Origin of the sequence: Curtobacterium sp. PhB115, from assembly GCF_003752025.1 — a bacterium.
Classification (GTDB): Bacteria; Actinomycetota; Actinomycetes; order Actinomycetales; family Microbacteriaceae; genus Curtobacterium.
This window is the reverse complement of sequence record NZ_RJKR01000012.1, coordinates 223,741-241,074: the sequence shown is the minus strand read 5'-3', so window position 1 is coordinate 241,074 and position 17,334 is coordinate 223,741. Positions and strand designations below refer to the sequence as shown.

Genomic DNA, 17,334 nt, shown 5'->3' with positions numbered 1-17,334 from the left:
AAGTGCGGCTACTGCACCAGGAAGAACTGCTCCCCGATGTCCACGCGTGCGCCCCGCTCGACGCGGTAGCGCCGGCCGGGTTCGCACCGACGGATGGACCCGTCGATGTGCCGCACCACGGTGCCGTTGCCGGAGAACCGGTCGGACACCCACAGGTCGTCGCCGTCGCGGCCGAGTTCGAGGTGGGTCTTCGAGACGGACTTCCCCGGGTCGTGCACGGTCAGGAGGTCGTCGTAGCGCTCCCCCGGCTGCGGACGCGGCAGGCGGCCGAGCAACCCGGTGCCGTGCACGCCGAAGCGCTCGCCCGTGCTGAAGTGCAGGACGAAGGGTGCTCGCGTCGGGGTCTTCGCGACGATACGGGTCTCGTCGACGTCCGCGTCGAGGTCGTCATCGACGGCGCTCGACTCGGGGCGCTGGTCGGACGGCGGCGGCGTCACGGGACCGGTCGCACCCGGGACGGGCGGCAGCGGGGCGCGGAGCGGGAACCCGTCGGTGGGGGTCGCCGAGGGCGCTGAGGAGGGTGCGGTCGCCGAGCCCGGGATCGGCGCGATCGGTGTCATCGGCGGGACGGCTGAGCGCTCCGAAGTCGGCTCGGGCGCTGGCTCCGGTGCCGCGTGGGCACCACGCGGTCGGCGGAGCCAGGGTTGCGAGTCGGCGAGGTCGGCGGTCGGCGCGGTGGCGGAGCTGCTCGGGACCTCGTCGGCGCGCGGACCGGGCACGTCGAGCTCGTCGGACTCTCCGAGCACGTCACTGGCACCGTCGTCGTCGGACACTCCAGACTCCCCGGACACCCCGGACTCGTCGGCGCCGTCGGTCTCTTCGGCAGCCCAGTCCGGGCGTGCCATCGGCAACGGGACGACCGGTCCGGTGAATGCGGCGGTCACGGCGGGACGGACCGCTCCGCACTCGCCGCAGAAGATGTCGTCGGGCTCCAGGCGGTTACCGCAGACGTGGCAGATGGTGGTGGCGTGCATGCCCGGCGTCACGAGCGGCGCTGGGCGGACCGGACGGCGGTCGACCAACGGCTCGACGACCGCGGTGTCCCCCGGCTGTGGCGGCGAGACGACCGGCGGGGCATCGTGCTGGACGACGTCGGCCTCGGGTGCCGCGGCCGGCTCGCCAGCGGGGGTGGGTGCGTCCACCACGGAGGACTGGTCACGCGCGTCGGCAGCGGCGGGATCGCCCGCGGCGTCACCGGTCGGCGCATCGACCACGCCAGCGTCCACAGCGTCGGCGGTACCGTCGGACGCTGCTGCGGTCTCCGGGCGCGGCGCACTGGGCACGGGCGGGACGACCGGCGCAGCGGCCTCGGGCTCGGCAGTCCCGCCACGTCCGACCCACCAGGACGGCCCCGCGGGCGCTGCGGGCGGCACGGGTGCCACCGGCGGTGCCCAGACCGGAGCAGCCTGCTGCTGCTGCTGTTGCGCGCGCGCCTCGTCGAGCGGCGACAAGCGCGTCCGCTCGGGGTCGTCGGCCGTCGGTTCGGCGGGCTCGGACGGGTAGGCGTTCGGGTCGAGCGGCGGCTCCTCGACCGGTTCCGACGAACCGGACCAGTCGGACAGTCCGGAACCGGCGCCGTGCACGTGCGACGGAGCGTCACGCGGGGCGAAGTCGTCAGGTCGCTGGACCGGGACCGCCGGAGGCTGCGCGGTCTCCTGGCGGTCGGCACCGGTCAGCCACGCACGGGTGGCCGGGTCGAGGGTCGACTCGGGCAGCCACGCGTCGGTGGCGGGGTCCGAGCGGCGGCCGTGGGCGTCGGGCTGCTGCAGGGGTGGCGGCGGGGCCTGCTCCACCGGAGCCTGGGTGACCGGGCGACGGCTCGCGGCGGCGGTCACCGCACGTCCGCACTCACCGCAGAAGATCGCCCCGTCCGGGAGCATCGATCCGCAGTGTTCGCATCTGATCACGGGTTGCCTCTGTCCTCACTCGGCCGTGCACGACGCTCGCCAGGCCTCTGGCCATCGTAGTCACCGCGGCCCGCCGGACCCTGGTCGTCCCTGGAACGTCGGGGGGGTGCCGGCCCGGAGCGACCGCAACGACACCGCCGTGCGGAACCGTTCCCGACGGGTCCGTCCGCTCCGCAACGAGCCGATCGCGTCGTCGGTCGCCGACCACATCCGGTCGGCCGTCGTCGTGTCGACGTCGCTCGGACCGAACACCGCGCGGTCGGCCAGTGCGGCGAGCCCGGTCCCGCCGTCACCAGGCGCTCCGACGACGGCCTCGCGCCGCGTCGACGAGCGCGCCACGTCGTGGCCGCGGTCGAGCAGGGCGTCACGGTACTCGTCCCATGCGCCGACGATGCGGCCTCGCGGGGTCGGGGCTCGACGCCGCCGACGTCGACGGAGCCGTTTCGCCAGGACGATCACCGCGAACGGCAGCAGCACGAGTGCGATGAAGCCGAGGGTGCCGAGGGCCCACGGCAGCGCCGCGAGCAGGATCTGCAGCCAGAGGGGCTGCACGGGCGGCGTGTTCCGGTCGGTCTGCGGTGGCGCCTGCTGGTCCTGGTCCAGCTGGGTGACCGGGGGCGGCGGCACGACGGTCTCGGGGCGGGTCACGGGCTGCGGGGTCTGCTGCTGCTCGTCCGGGATCTCGCGGACCGGCGGGTTCGGGTCGAGCATGACCCACCCCCACTGGGCGGTGTCGACCTCGATGCGCGCGGTCACGTCCGATCCGCGGAACGTCGTCGTGCCACCGGAGGTCGTCCCGGTGCTCGTGCCGGAGTCGCCGCCCGCCGCGAAGCCCATCACCACGCGCGCCGGGAAGCCGAGGTCGTCAGCCATCAGGGCTGCTGCCGCGGCGTACTGCTCCTGGTCGCCGATCATCAGCGGCGACGTCAGGAGTTCCTGGATGCGGTCGGCACCGTGCCCCGAGCGGCTCGCCCGGTCGTCGCCCACGCCATGGCTGATGTACCCGGTGCGTTTGAGCGACTGGATCATCGCGACGAGCTTCGCGCCGGCGCCGCTCTCGTCGGCGGTCGTCGACTCGACCGTCTCGCGGACGGCGTCCGGCACGTCGCGCGCCGTCGGGACCGAGGCGTTCCCCGGTCGCGCCGATGCCAGTTGCTCGTCGCTGGGCTGGTCCGGGATCACCGCGGTGAGGTCGTAGGACGTGCCCTCGCCGACGCCACCGACGACCGCGCCGGTGCCGGTCGAGGCGTTGTAGAAGAACGCGCTCCGGTCGTCGTCAGCGCCGGAGCCGGAGAACTCGACGCGCTCGAGGTCACCCACGGTCGGCAGCCACACGCCCCGGTAGCCGTCCACCGTCACACCGACCCGGACCGTCGTCCCGTCGACGCCGCGGACGTCCACCGAGGTCGGGACGCGCTCGAAGGTGCCGGACGAGGTGGATCCGTCCGGGCCGCCGACGCGGTACACGACCCCGTCGTAGGTGTCGAGGGTCGCGATGCGCACGAACCCGTTCTCGGGCAGTCCGCTGACCCGGAGCTGCGCAGTGTCCGCCGCGGTCTGTTCCTGGTACGCGCGGAAGCCGCTGAGCGGGCTGACGTAGTCGCGCGGGTCGAACGGCTTCACGACGTCCGTCCGGGCGACGGTGCGTCCCACCGACGGCGGCGCGACGAGTCCGAGGCCGGTCGCGACGACCGCTGCCGCCACGATCGTGCCCGTCCCGACGAGCGCCGGACGCACCACCGACCGGGTGACCGAGACCTTCGCACCGATCGTGGTCGCGACCGCCACGGCGCGGCGCGCGTGGCGCACCGTCAGCGCCCAGACCAGGGCGATGCCGACGAGGACGACGGCGGTCACGATGGACGTGTCGAGCCGACTCGGCCCCACGACCACGCCGATCGCGAAGAGCACCAGTGCAGGGATGGCCGCGAGTTCCTGCCTGGAGGCGCGGGTCGCCACGCTCACGCCCGTCACCGTGGCGACGAGGAGCGTGACGAAGTACGGCACGAGCAGCGCCTCGTAGGAGCCGACCGGCAGGCTGATGGTCACCAGCTGCTTCCAGCCGAGCGCCACGCCCGCGAAGAGGTCGACGAGGCCACGGCCGGTGGGCAGCAGGCCGTTCGCCTCGCCCGGTACCGCCGCGGGGACGCCGGTCAGGGTGAAGGCCGCGACCGTCGCCACCGCCACCACGACGGTGGGCAGGCGCAGGACGGTGCCGACGAGTGCGACGAGGCTGCCGAACACGATCGCCGTGACCGCGGCGACGACCATCGAGTCGTCTCGGTAGACCGGCCACCACGACACGCTCGCGACCGCCAGCAGGAGCCACACCATGAGCGTGCCCCCGACCAGCCGGAGCGGGGCGAGACGCCGGGCGTCGCGCCGGTCGGAGCGTCTGGTCGAGCGACGTGGACGGTCGACCGGCGGAGCAGGGGTCTGGACGGCGCTCACGCGGCAGCGGCCGATCGGTGCAGGGCGTGGCGGAGGTCGTCCAGGTAGCCGATGGTCATGACGGTCAGTCCGGCGACCCGGAGGAACCGCGGCTGGGCCTCGGGCTCGCAGATCACGGCGACGACCTCGACGCCGACGGGGAACCGGGTCGCGGCGAGCCGGAGCGCGGGGAGCCCGACCGTGGACCCGACGACCAGGAAGGCCACCGAGATCCCCTCGGCCTCGCTGCCGGCGATGCGGGAGACCTCGGCGATCGGCAGGCAGGCGTCGGCCAGACCGACCGACGCGAAGTCGTCGAGCAGTCGGGTCGGGGTGACCGTCGGGAGCGACCGCACCGCGTAGACGGCACGCTTGGCGAACTCCGGCGTGCGCTCGGAGACGACGACGGAGACCTCTCGGCCGTCACGGATCGCGCGGGCGCCGAGCGACGCGGCAGCGCTGACCGCGAGCTCGAACTCCTCGTCGTCGGCGAACTCGCTCCGGGCGATGCCCAGGGCGACGACGAGGTGCGATCGGCGGGTGTCCTCGAACTGGCGCACCATGAGCGCGCCGGACTTCGCCGTCGACTTCCAGTGGATGGTGCGCGGGTCGTCGCCGGGCATGTACTCGCGGATGGCGTGGAACGCGATGTCCGCCGGGGACAGGTCGGTCGTCGCCTGCCCCTCGAGGTCGCGGACCAGACCGGTGCTCGTCGACGGGATGGCGATGGTCCGGGGGTGCACGATGACCTGCTCGCGTGCCGTCCAGACGATCTCGCGGCGGACGAGTCCCACCGGGTCGGCACGGACGCCGGTCACCGGTCCGACGTCGAGCACGCCGCGGCGGAGCGTCGGCACCGGGACCTCGCGCTCGACCGTGCCGTGTGGGCCGATCGCGGGGATGGCGACGTCGACGAGTCCGGCACCGACCGGGACCTCGACCGTGGTCGGGACGGACGGCAGACGCGTCGGGTTCTCGGCGGTGACGACGACCCCGGCCTCGTCGCCGACGGCCACCCGGTGCTGCGGCAGGCGCATCCGGATCAGCAGACGAGAACGGCCGATGAGCGCGATCGCCGCGACGACCACGAGCACGGCGCCGGCGAACCCGACGACCACGATCTCGCGCAGACCGAACCGGTAGCCGACGACGATCGCGACGAGCGTGAGCGCGGCGACCGTCCAGCCGAGCCCGGTGACGACGGACGAGACCTCGTCCCAGGTACGCGTGACGAGCCTCCAGGCCATCGCCCACACGCGCACGATCCCGATGACCGCATCCGCTGCGACGCCCTCGCGGTCGCCGACGATCCGGGTGCGGACGTTGGTCATGCCGGCGACCGTCCCCGTGCGCTCGTACGCCGTCGTGCCACGACGCGACCGCGTCGAGGACGGACGGCGCGAGCGCGTGGAGACGGGCCGGCGGTCCGTCACGTCGTGACTCGGTCGGCGGGCGGCGGGGTCTCCACCAGCAGCTGCGCGATCACGCTCGGCGCGCTGACGCCGTCGAACTCGGCCTCGGCGTCGAGGACGAGGCGGTGTGCGAGGACCGGCACGGCGAGTGCCTTGACGTCGTCCGGGGTGACGTAGTGGCGGCCGCTCAGGGCCGCGAGCACACGCGAGGCGCGGATCAGCCCCATCGCACCGCGGACGCTGACACCGAGCCGGACCTCGCTGGCGGATCGGGTCGCGTCGACCAGACGTGCGACGTAGTCCGCGATCACGGCGTCGACGTGCACCGTGCGGGCCAGCGTCGCCATCTCGGTGATCGTCGCCGCCGGGACGACGCTCGCGAGCGGCACCGACGCCGACGGCGCCGACGAGGTCTCGAGGATCTTGACCGTGGCGGCGTGGTCGGGGTAGCCGATGGAGGTCTTCATGAGGAAGCGGTCGAGCTGCGCCTCGGGCAGGCGGTAGGTGCCGGCCTGCTCGATCGGGTTCTGCGTCGCGATGACCATGAACGGAGCGGCGAGGCGGTGGTTGACGCCGTCGACCGTGATCGCGGACTCCTCCATCGCCTCGAGCAGGGCGGACTGGGTCTTCGGGCTCGCCCGGTTGATCTCGTCGGCGAGGACGATGTTCGCGAAGACCGGTCCGCGGTGGAAGTCGAACTCCTGCGTGCGCTGGTCGTACACGCTGATGCCCGTGATGTCACCGGGCAGCAGGTCCGGTGTGAACTGGATGCGGTTCGTCGTGCCCTGCACGCTCTGGGCCATCGCGCGCGCCAGACTCGTCTTCCCGGTGCCGGGCACGTCCTCGAGCAGGAGGTGGCCCTCGCTGAGCATCGCCGTGACCGCGAGCCGGATCACGAACGTCTTCCCGAGGAGCACCTGCTCGACGTTGGTCACGATCCGGCCGGCGACGTCGGCGAACCAGGTGGCCTGCTCCGGGGTCATGCTCATGCGGTGTCGATCCTTCTGTGGTGGCGGTAGGGGCAGCGTAGGGCGGACGGGTGACGGATCGCGCTAGGACGTCGGCGAGGGGTCGGGTTCCGGCTCGGGGTCGGGTGCCGGGGCGGGTGCTGCCGCGATCGTCGCGCTCGGCGGGTTCGACGTGGGGTCCTCGTGACCGTCGACGATGCCGATGACGTAGACGTACCGCGCGGTCAACGAGTCCTCGACCGTCGGCAGCGCGTCCGGTGCGTACACCGCACCGTCGCCGCAGAGCCCGAAGTAGCGCGAGGCGCAGAACACGATCCGGTACCCGGACGGCTGCAGGCCACCGTTCTGCGGAGCGCCGACGGTCAACTGCGTGCCGGCCGTCACGGTGTCGGGGACCGAGGCGCGCGTCTGCACGGGACGGAGGTCGTTCACGGTCGTGCCGTCACCGCAGAAGTTCGCCGTGCCGTCGGCACACGCCACCACCGTGACACTGACGGCGGACCCGTAGGCCACTCCGTTCACCCACGTGCCGTTGCCACCGAACGTGACCTGCCCGCCGCCGTTCACGGAGTACGCGTAGTGGTCGATCGAGCCGTTCGCGCTCGCCTGAGCGCGCGGGTTGCGGATGCGGATGGCGTAGGTGCCGTCGTCGTCGCTGAACTTCTCGACGGCGATGTCGGCAGAGGCGGCTCCAGGGGCGGCGTACCCCTGGACCGACGCGGCTCGGCTCGGCGTGCAGAACAGGCCGTTGTCGGCGAGTGCCACGTACTGGAAGTTCCCGTTGGCGCTCAGCGTGTCGGTGGCGCTGCCGCCGTCCCACTTCTTGTCCGAGCCGGTGGTCGAGCAGCCGGACGGGATGTTCGCCCCCGGTGGGTAGCGGACGATCGTCAGGGTGCGTCCGCTGCCCGCCCAGTCGCCCTCGGTGGCGCTCAGCGACACCGACGTCCGGCCGGGCGAGGTGTCGCGCGATGCGTTGAGGGTCGGCACTGCAGGGGTCCCGACCGCGGTCCCGGTGGCCGAACCGGAGTTCCACTGCACGACGGTGCCGTTGCGGTCGGCGTCGTTCCGAGCGGAGACGGTCACCTTGTACTGCGCGGCGCTCTGCGCCCCGGTGATGGCGGTGCTCGTGGCCGTGCCGGTGTGGCGGGTGGCGGAGAGTCCCGGCCCCTCGATCGTCACGATGTAGTCGTCGACGGCGCTGCCCCGGTTCGGAGCGGGCACGGCGTTCCACTTCACGTCGAGCTGGTTCGGCGTGGAGCTGCTGGGCGTGACCGTGATGCCCTTCGGCGGAGCGGGCACGAAGTCGGCGCTCATCGCCGAGGACCGGGCGGACGGGTCGGAGTCGCCGACGGCGTTGGTGGCGACGACCTGGAACCGGTACGACGCCTTCGGGTCGAGCCCGTTGATCGTGCAGACCGTGGCGGTGCCGCAGTTCTTCGAGACGCCGTTGGTGCCCGTGACGCGGTAGCCGGTGATGGGCGAGTTGTTGCCCTGCGGCGTCGACCAGGTGAGCGTGACCTGCCCGCCGTCGTAGGACCCCGTGCGCGTCGGGATGCCCGGAGCGTCGGGGACGTCCTGCACGGAGATCGTCACGTCGCCCCAGACGTACCGGTCCGGGTCGTTCGTGGCGTCGGCGACCTGGTATTGCAGGTGCGCGTCGACGGGCTTGGCGGTGTCGGACACCCGCACCTGCAGCCGCGACCGGTCGGCGCTCGGGGTCACGGAGACTCCGCTCGGCAGGCCGCCGGACAGGCCGCGGATGTTCACGACTCGCAGCCGCTCCCCCGGGAACGGGTTCGTCGGCTGGTCGTTCGTCAGGACGTCGATCGTCGTCGTCGCCCCGCGCTTGGTGACGGAGCGGTCGGCGCCGGGCTGCACGAGCGGCCGGGTGGACGCGACGATGCCGACGGTCACCGTGCCCGCGCGACCGGCGTTGGCGTCGTCCGTCACGCCGATGCCGATCGCGGCGGTGGAGTTCTTCTTCGCGGTGTCGGCGACCGTGATCGTCAGCTGCTGCTTCGCGATGGTGGCGGTGGTGCCCGCAGCGGGTCGGCTGACCACGGAGTACCGGAGCTCCGGCAGGTCCTTCGGGTACGGGTAGTCGGTCAGCTTCGTCAGGTCGACCGTCCGGGTCTCGCCCGGCTGCATCTCGAGCGCGGAGCCGGTGAAGGCCGGCGGCTGGTTCGACCGCGGCGTCACGGTGATCGGCAGGACGAGCGTCGCGACGCGGCCCTTGCCGCCGTTCGCAGAGGACCCGTCGGTGACCTCGAACGAGATCGAGGCGTTGCCGTAGTAGAGCTTCGACGAGGTGAACCGGAGCGTCGACGAGTCGACGACCAGGCTGTCGCCGTTCGCGTGGGTCGCCTTGACCGTCCCGCGGTCGGTGATCGTGGCGGTCTTGCCGTTCGCGGTCACGACGTAGTCCGCCAGCGGGATGCTGACCGTCGCCTCGCTCTTCACGGTCACGGCGCCGGCCGACCGGTTGATCTGCGGCAGGGCGTCGTCGAACCCGGGCACGTTGATGAAGCCGTAGGAGATGATGTCGGGGTGGTCGACGCGGGCGACCGAGAACGGGATCACCTGCGAGTCGTCGGTGAGCCGCACCGAGATCCGTCCGTCGTCCGTGAGCCGGGCGTTGTCGCCGTAGCCGTCGACGATGCCGACGCGCAGGTCGGCCGCCGTGCCCTCGGCGAAGAAGACGTTCTCGAGCACGTCGACGGTGACGCTCTGCCGGTGCAGGATGTCCTGCAGGTCGAGGGTCGTGTCGTCCACCTCGGGGCGGAGGGGCTGGGCGTCCGGGTCGACGGTGACGGTCAGGAAGGCGGTGCTCGACCCGCCGCTGGCGTTCGCCACCGTGTAGAGGACGGCGTAGTCCCCCGACTTCGCGGCCTTCGGCGGGGTCACGCGGATCTGCTGCTTCCGCAGGACCTTGGCGGTGACGTCGTCGGCGGTGGGGTCGGCTCCGGTCACCGTGAGCAGACCGCCCTCGGGGTCGGAGTCGTTCTGCAGCACGCGGACGGTGACCGAACCGCCGGGTCGGATCGTGACGTGGTCGGCCTCGGCGACGGGGTTCGACGCCTGCTCGGCACGCGGTGCGATGCCGACGCGGACGGTCCCGGTCGCCCGGGAGCCCAGGGCGTCGACGACCGTGTAGGTGAACTCGTCGGTGCCGGCGGAGTAGTCGCCGGCCTCGTAGGTCAGCGCGTCCGAGGCGACGTCCGTGACGGACCCCTTGTCCGGGTTGGAGCCGACGCCCACGAGCTGCACGGAGTCGCCGTCCGGGTCGATCCCGTTCAGCGGCACCGAGATGCGGACCGACGAGCCGGCGACGACCCGTGCGGTGACGGTCTGCGGCACCGGCGGGTTGTTCGTCGCCGCGTCCCGCTCGCGCACCGAGATGGACACCGCAGCGTCGGCGTACTGGCCGTCGGGCCCGGCGACCCGGTAGACGGCGGTGTAGTTGCCCGGGGTCTTCGGTGCGAGGTAGCGCAGGTGGTCGCCGGACGCGAACAGCAGCCCACCGTCACCCGGCACGTTCTGCACCAGGTCGGGCTGGAGCGTCAGCGGCTCGCCCTCGGGCTGGGTGTCGTTCGCCAGGACGTCGATGTTCGCGACGTCGCCGACGCGCACGGTCGCGGTGTCCGGTTGCGCGACGGGCGGCTGGATGCGGTCCGGCCGCGGGATCTCCACGACGGTGATCGTGCCGGTCGACGAGGCGAGTCCGTTCGTCTCGGTGTACCCGAACGACACCGGGCCGTCGAGCGGTGTGGTGAGCGTGACCCGCACGGTGTGCTGGTCGAGGATGCTCGCACGGACGCCGCTGCCCCTGGCCGGACCGTCGAGCGCGGTCACGAGCAGGACGCCACCCGCCGGGTCGATGTCCGTGGCCGTCACGTCGGTGTCCTTCGTGGACAGCGTGTTGACGAACACCGTCTTCGGCGTGGTGATGGGCGCGGAGGAGGCATCCGGCGGCGCGAGGATCGTCACCCGCACGATGCCGCTCGAGGTCTTCACGCCGTCGGTCACCGTGTACTCGAGCTGGTGGTCCCCCGCCGACGCGCCCTGCACACGGAAGGTCCCGGCGTCGTAGCTCGGGGTCACCGTCAGGCCGGAGACGGAGGAGACGCTCGTCAGGGTGACGGTGCCGTTGCCGCCGCGGACGTGGTCGAGCGGGTCGGCCGTGAACGCCTTGCCGGCGTAGCCCTGCACGGGGAACGGGTCGGCCCGGAGCGGCACGCTGCCCTGCTTCGCCACGTGGACGGTGACGGAGCCGCGTCCGTCGGCCCGGCCGTCGCTCACGACGAGCTGGACTGAGCGGTCGCCGGTGCGGCCGCTGTCGTTGCGGTAGTCGAGCAGACCGTCCGGCGTCGTCGACACGCGGTCGCCGTCGGAGGCGGTCGCGGACTTCAGGTAGACGGGGTCTCCGTCGGGGTCCACCCAGTCGCCGAGGACGTTCGTGACGACGTGCCCGTTCTCGACGACGTCGGCCGAGGTGTCCCGGACCTGCCGTGGCGCCTCGTTCACCGTCTCGGGTCGGACCGTGACCCGGACGGTCGCGGTGTCGGACCCGCCGTTGCCGTCGGTGATCGTGTACGGGAACGTCACGGTCCCGGTGGCGCGGGACGACAGCGTCACCTGGAGTCGTTGCCCGTCGGCCACGATGGCGACGCGACCGGCGGAGTCCGGGATCGTCCCGACCTCGGACACGATGATCGGGTCGCCGTTCGGGTCGTAGTCGTTGAGCAGGACCGGCAGGCTCGTGGTGCGTCCGGGACGCGCGCCCAGGTCGTCGTCGACCGCGACCGGCGGCTTCTGGTCCTTGTCGACCTCGGGGTCGTCGTCGGAGACCTGCTCCTGCTGCTGTTCGTCGTCCTGCTTGATCAGGTCGGCCCAGTTGTCGATGAGCTGCCCGCTCCGGTCGATCGCCCAGGACCGTCCGCTCGACGGGTCGTTCGCGACGATCGTCTGCCCGTTGTGCAGGATCTGCATCTCGCTCGTGCCGCCGGTGCTCGCGAGCCGCTGGAGCGCACTGCCCGAGCACGTGTCGAGCGCCTGCCCACCGGCCCACGCGGCGTAGGTGCAGGACCCGTCGACGTACGGGCGTGCCGCGCGACCGGACACCTGCAGCGACGTGGCGTCGACGTTCCCCGACGCGCTCACCCGGACGATGCCGGCCGTCCCGGCGACGGTGACCTGCGTGGAACTGTCCGACGAGCGCTGCAGTGCCGGGGACGTCCCGACGCGGTCGCCGAGCTCGACCGTGCGGCCGTCGATCGAGAGCGCACCGCTCGTGCGGTCGAGGACGGCGAGGTGGCGGTCGAACGTCGCGACCTGGTAGTCGTCGCCCCGGTCCGTGTCGACCTTCCACCGCTGGTCGACGGTGAGCGTCGTGCCGACGTCGACGAGCGACGCCGTGCCCGTCTTCGCGGAGAACACGGCCACGTGGCCGTCCGAGGCGTCGAAGACGGCGTCGGCGCCGAGGGTCAGGTCGGCCTTGGTGGAGGCGTCGAACTCGGCGAGGTCGGCGGCGGGCGTCGCCCAGAGCTCGCCGGTGTCACCGTTGCCGATCACCGCGGTGTCGCCGGCGAAGAAGACCTGCGGGGTGCCGGCAGGCAGCGTGACCGCGTCGCCGACGGTGGCGTCCGCGACGTCGACCTTCGCGACGGTGCCCTTCGTCTCGTCGACGCTGTAGACGGTCGCCCCGCGCTGGAGCACGGAGAGGTCGTCGCTCGCTGTCTCGACGGCGGTGTTGAGCTGGAGGACGCCGGTGTTCGCGCGGCCGATCGCGCCGTACTCGGCGGACGGTACCCACACGGTGCCGTCGCCGAGGTCGACGCGCTGCGTGTGGTAGCCCGTCGAGACGATGGCGGTGGTGGCGACGACCGCGGCGACGAGTACGGAAGCCCCCGTCGTGATCGCAGCGGAACGGTGCTTCGCGAGGAAGGCGCGGATCACCCGGCGCTCCCGATCGTCGCGCACTTCTGCGCGCTCGCGGCGCCCGTCTTGCCGTCACGGTTCACCGCGACGGCGATGCACTCCTCGTCGCCGCGCTGCCCGGAGACCACGAAGGTCGTGCCGGACTGCTGGCTCGAGGCTCCGTTGGACGAGATCACGTAGGTGTCGCCGCTCCGGAGCCCCGGGTCCGCCCACGTGAAGGAGACGGACTCGGCGGCCGGCTCGGCGCGGACGTCGGCGACGACCGGGATCGCACCGGTGCCGAGGCGACCGACGACGACGACCGTCGCGATGGCGAGTGCGGCGACCACGACGACCGCGAGCGAGGTCGCCCACACGAGCGTCGACTTCGTGCGGCGACGGGCACGCGTGACCGAACCCGTCCGGTGCACGGTCCCGACGCTCTGCGATCCACCCGCGACGACGCCACCCTGCACGGCCCGGCGCGTCCGACGGCGTCCGCCGACCCGCGTCGGCGGCTGGAGCTCTCGGATCATCGTGCGGTCACCATCGGGCGTCGGCGTCGCGAGCGCCCAGGCCTCGACCGCGACGTCCGCCGCGGTCTGCGGGATCCCGAGCTCGGCTTCGACCTGCTGGAACCCGCGGACGAGCTCCATCACGGTGGCCGGGCGGGACTGCACCTTGCGGGACAGAGCCGTGGCGAGCAGCCGCTCGAGCGACGGTGGGACGTCCGTGCGCCCGGTCGGCTTCACGCCGCCCTTGTCGATGCGGTGCATCAGGTCGGATGCACCGTTCTTGCCGCCGCGGATCTCGAACGGGCTGCGTCCGGCGAGCAGCGAGTACACGGTGGCCGCGAGCGAGTAGACCTCGGACTGGATCGTGCCGCGCGACTCGTCGATGAGGACCTCTGGTGCGGACCACGGGATCGACATGCCGATGGGCTCGTCCGGGTCGGTGCCGCCGATCGTCGCGGCGATGCCGAAGTCGGACAGGACCGGGTTGCCGTACGCCGTGAGCAGGATGTTCGACGGCTTGATGTCGCGGTGCAGGACGCCCTCGCGGTGCGCGGTCTCGAGCGCGGACCCGATGCGGATCCCGATGGCGAGGACCTCCGACACCGGGATCGGTTCGCGGCGGTAGCGTTCGCTCAGCGACGAGGAGCACAGCTCCATCACGAGGTACGGACGACCGTCGGCCGCGACGCTCGCCTGGAAGACGGTGAGGATCGAGGGGTGCGTGCTGAGCCGCGCCATCAGGTTGGCCTCGGCCTGGAACATCTGTCGGACGCGGTCGTCGACGACCTCGTCGAGGAGGACCTTGACCGCGACCTGACGCCGGGGCATGTCCTGCTCGTAGAGGAACACGTCGGCGAACCCGCCGGAGCCGAGGACGTGCACGGGACTGAACCCACCGATCACGGGCGGGTTGGACGGCAGGCGTCGCGCCATGGTCCTCTCCTCCCCCGGCCGAGCGGCCAGCTCTCTCGTCGTGGCCCAGTCATTCTACGAACCGTTGGTGACCGACATTCCGCACTCTGCTGCACGGAGCGACGGCCGAGTCCCCCAGTTCGGGGGGTCTCCTCAGTGCCGGGGCAGCGTGTCCTCGAGGTCGCCGTCGTCGGGGGCGGCATCGACCTGGAGCACGACGACCGTCACGTTGTCGCGCCCACCGGCGATCACGGCGTCGCCGACGAGTCGCTCGGCGAGCTCCTGGGCGCCGGGCACCCGTGCTGCGATGCGCCCGATGCCGGCATCGCCGAGCTCCTTCGTGAGGCCGTCGGAACACACGATGTAGCGGTCACCGGCGCGGAGCGGCAGGGTCCACCAGTCCGGTGCCGGCGGCTCGCCGAACCCGACGGCACGGGTGATGACGTTGCTGTCCGGGTGCTGCTCGGCGTCCTCGGCACGGAGCAGACCGGCGTCCACCATCTCCTGCACCACCGAGTGGTCGACCGTGACCCGGCGCAGCACGCCGTCCTCGATCCGGTAGGTCCGTGAGTCACCGACGTTGAACACCAGCGCGGCAGGCTGCCCGAGGGAGGCGACGAGCGCGATGCCCGTGACGGTGGTGCCGGCGCCGATCGCGTTGCCACCGGCGGCGCGCTCGATGTCCGCCGTGGCGAGCAGCAGCGCACGCTGGATGCCCTGCCGAGTCGTGAAGGGCTCGTGGGTGATCTGCTCGAGTCGACGCACGACGGCGTCGCTCGCGCGGTCCCCCGCGAGGTGGCCGCCCATGCCGTCCGCGACGACGAAGAACGGCGCCCCGACGATGTAGCTGTCCTCGTTGTGGTCACGACGACGTCCGACGTCGGTCGCTGCTCCCCACGAGAGGGTGAGGGAGGCACCGTCGGCACCGGGGACGTCGATGGCGTGCGCAGTCGCTGCTCGGCCGAGTTCGGTCACGTTTCAGGATCGCTCTCTGGGGGTTCGGGGCGTGCCGTGTGCTGTCTGATCGGTGGGCCACGGGGGAACCGGTGGGAGTCCGTCCGTCGTCGGTGCGACCCGGAGGTACGGGGACAGGACCTCGATGGCGTTGCCGTCACCGATCTCGACTACCGTACCCGTCAGCGCGACGATCGACGCACCCGACGGCATGCGGTACGCGGGGGCGCCGGCCGGTCGGATGACGGTGCCGTTCGTCGAACGGAGGTCCTGCACGACGACGGCCTCGCCCTCGGCGTGCAGTCGGACGTGCGTCGACGACACCTGGCCGTTCGACGACCGCACCGTGACGAGTTCCGGTTCCGTTCCGTGCGCGACGCGCGGCAACGACGGCCGACGGCCGACGACGACCGGCCGGTCGAGTCGGAACGTCCGGTCGGCGATCCGCACCGACGGCACACGTCGCGCGGGCTCGGTGGACGCGGTGGCCGGGAGGCCCGGATCACCAGGACCGGACCGGCTCGGCGCTCCGGGTGGTCGCCCTGGTGCACGGACGACGGTGTCGTCGAGGTCTGGCGCGTCGAGGTCGGGCGCGTCGACTCCGGCCACAGCGGCGCCGGGCGCAGCGGGGATCGGCTCGAGCGTGGGCCGGGAGCCGGGGGCACGGATGACGGTGTCGTCCAGGGGCGACCCCGCATCGGCAGGGTCTCCCGGCGGCCGGATGACGGTGTCGTCCAGGGCGTCGCCGACACGGTCGCTCGAGAGCGCGCCGCGGGGTCGTCGGATGACGGTGTCGTCGTTGTCGTCGTCGCGCAACCGTTCCCCTTCGAGCGTGGTCCACTCCACCGTAGACGATGCGGTCCGCTCGGCATCAGCGGCGCTCCCACGACGGGCGACTGTCCGCCAGGACCGACCGGAGCACGAGTCCGGCGAGCGGGTCGTCCGGACGGGTCTCGAGCGCGTACCGCGACCGGGTCTCGGCGCGGGCGGACGACCCCAGCGCCCACGCGCACCACGCGCCGACGGCCAGGGCTCCGGCAGCCCCCGTGGCCGCGTCCGGCGAACCGTCGTCGGCGCGCCACATCCGCCACGACTCAGCACACCGGTCGCCCGCCGTGCGCACACGGTCGCGCGGTGGCTCCGGGCCGAACCCGAGGAGTGCCGGCGGCACGGCGTCGTCGAAGGGATCGAAGGACCGGATCGACCGCGGGGCGGGGGCATCGACATCCGCGACGAACCCGACGAGCGCCATCCGCGTCGCGAGAGCACCGCAGGCGGTGACGATCGCGGTCGCCGCGGCGGGCGTGAGCCCGACGGTCCCGACGGTCCCGACGGCCACGAGCGCTGCCGCAGCGGCGGGGAGGGTGACCGCAGCGGCGATCTCGCGAGGGAAACGGACGGCGGTCTCGTGGTCGGAACGAGCGGTGCTGGGGATCATGCACGCAATCGAAGCGCGAGCAGGGCCTCCAGGCCGGGGTGAACCGACCATCTGTGGAACGACGACGCCCCGCACGGTCCTGTTGAGGAAGGACTGTGCGGGGCGGAGGGATCGTGATCAGACGGCGACGGGCTCGAGGCTCTCCGCGACGAGGTCCCACCCGTCGTCGCCGCGTTCGAACACGACACCGGACTCGGCGGCCCACGCGACTAGGGCCTCCATCGACGAGACGTCGGCACCGGTGCGCCCGAGGAGCGCGACGAGGCGACCCTTGGCCGTCTTGTTCCAGTGGTTGAGCGCCCGACGACGACCGGAGCCGTCCACGCTCACGACCCGCGGTGCCACCGCACCGGGAACCGGGCCGAGCTGGCGGTAGCCCTCGGACCGCAGGTCGAGGACGAGGCCGTCCGTGCGCGACTCGAGGACCCGCGACGAGACCGCCGGCCAGTGCGACGCGAGACGCAGCGAGCCGAGCCGCGAGTCGTGCGACAGCCGGTACGCCGGGATCGGGTCCCCCGCGCCGATCGGGCCGAACATGGCCGACTGGACGACGACGTGATCGAACCACCACGCGCGCGTCGCGTCGTCCGCGTCCTGCGCGACGAGGGGGTCGTAGAGGACCCCCGTGTACCGCTCGATCGCCGGCATCGTGCCCGAGGTGTCCAGCTCCAGGTTGCGCAAGCGCTCGGAGACGGACTTCGGACCGAGCTTCAGAGCCGCCCGGGCAGAGGACTCCTCGGAACTGACGGAGCGGGCCGCGGTGATCACCGCGGCCCGCTCATCGATCAGTTCCGGGAACGAGAGCGCACGCAGATCGAGCGTGCGGCCCGTGTCCCCACCCTCCCGCTTCGTCTCCGAAGGCGGGAGGAGGACGGTCAGTCC

The 17,334-nt window shown here is 72.5% G+C and carries 10 protein-coding genes; all 10 read right to left on the bottom strand.

Annotated elements, in window-relative coordinates; all coding sequences use genetic code 11:
- Positions 1–8: 8 nt before the first annotated feature.
- The 10 genes from EDF19_RS17695 to EDF19_RS17655 all read right to left on the bottom strand — a co-directional run bounded on the left by EDF19_RS17695 (position 9) and on the right by EDF19_RS17655 (position 17,331).
- On the bottom strand, positions 9–1,907 hold the full coding sequence (locus EDF19_RS17695) for a zinc-ribbon domain-containing protein (protein ID WP_123682163.1): 1,899 nt from the start codon (positions 1,905–1,907) through the stop codon (positions 9–11).
- A gap of 60 nt (positions 1,908–1,967) precedes the next feature.
- The gene (locus EDF19_RS17690) at positions 1,968–4,358 is read right to left on the bottom strand and encodes a DUF3488 domain-containing protein (protein WP_123682162.1); all 2,391 of its coding nucleotides are present in this window, start codon (positions 4,356–4,358) and stop codon (positions 1,968–1,970) included.
- The gene (locus tag EDF19_RS17685; RefSeq protein ID WP_260217273.1) at positions 4,355–5,668 is read right to left on the bottom strand and encodes a DUF58 domain-containing protein; all 1,314 of its coding nucleotides are present in this window, start codon (positions 5,666–5,668) and stop codon (positions 4,355–4,357) included. The genes EDF19_RS17690 and EDF19_RS17685 overlap by 4 nt, the downstream gene beginning before the upstream one ends.
- Positions 5,669–5,766: 98 nt before the next feature.
- Positions 5,767–6,738 carry a MoxR family ATPase gene (locus EDF19_RS17680; protein WP_123682160.1) on the bottom strand — a complete coding sequence of 324 codons (972 nt, stop codon included), beginning with the start codon at positions 6,736–6,738 and terminating at the stop codon, positions 5,767–5,769.
- A gap of 63 nt (positions 6,739–6,801) precedes the next feature.
- Entirely contained in the window at positions 6,802–12,696 is a 5,895-nt protein-coding gene (locus EDF19_RS17675) for an Ig-like domain-containing protein (protein ID WP_123682159.1), read from the bottom strand.
- Positions 12,669–14,081 (bottom strand): serine/threonine-protein kinase, encoded by a 1,413-nt coding sequence (locus EDF19_RS17670; RefSeq protein ID WP_123682158.1) that lies wholly within the window; start codon positions 14,079–14,081, stop codon positions 12,669–12,671. The genes EDF19_RS17675 and EDF19_RS17670 overlap by 28 nt, the downstream gene beginning before the upstream one ends.
- 132 nt (positions 14,082–14,213) lie before the next feature.
- A complete protein-coding gene (locus tag EDF19_RS17665; RefSeq protein ID WP_123682157.1) occupies positions 14,214–15,035 on the bottom strand; it encodes a PP2C family serine/threonine-protein phosphatase in 822 nt (273 codons plus the stop codon).
- A 3-nt stretch (positions 15,036–15,038) separates the two neighbouring features.
- The gene (locus EDF19_RS17660; RefSeq protein WP_260217272.1) at positions 15,039–15,860 is read right to left on the bottom strand and encodes an FHA domain-containing protein; all 822 of its coding nucleotides are present in this window, start codon (positions 15,858–15,860) and stop codon (positions 15,039–15,041) included.
- A gap of 25 nt (positions 15,861–15,885) precedes the next feature.
- Positions 15,886–16,452, bottom strand: coding sequence for a hypothetical protein (locus tag EDF19_RS19460; RefSeq protein WP_260217271.1), 567 nt, complete (start codon positions 16,450–16,452; stop codon positions 15,886–15,888).
- Positions 16,453–16,569: 117 nt separating this feature from the next.
- A complete protein-coding gene (locus tag EDF19_RS17655; protein ID WP_123682155.1) occupies positions 16,570–17,331 on the bottom strand; it encodes a YaaA family protein in 762 nt (253 codons plus the stop codon).
- Positions 17,332–17,334 lie beyond the last annotated feature (3 nt).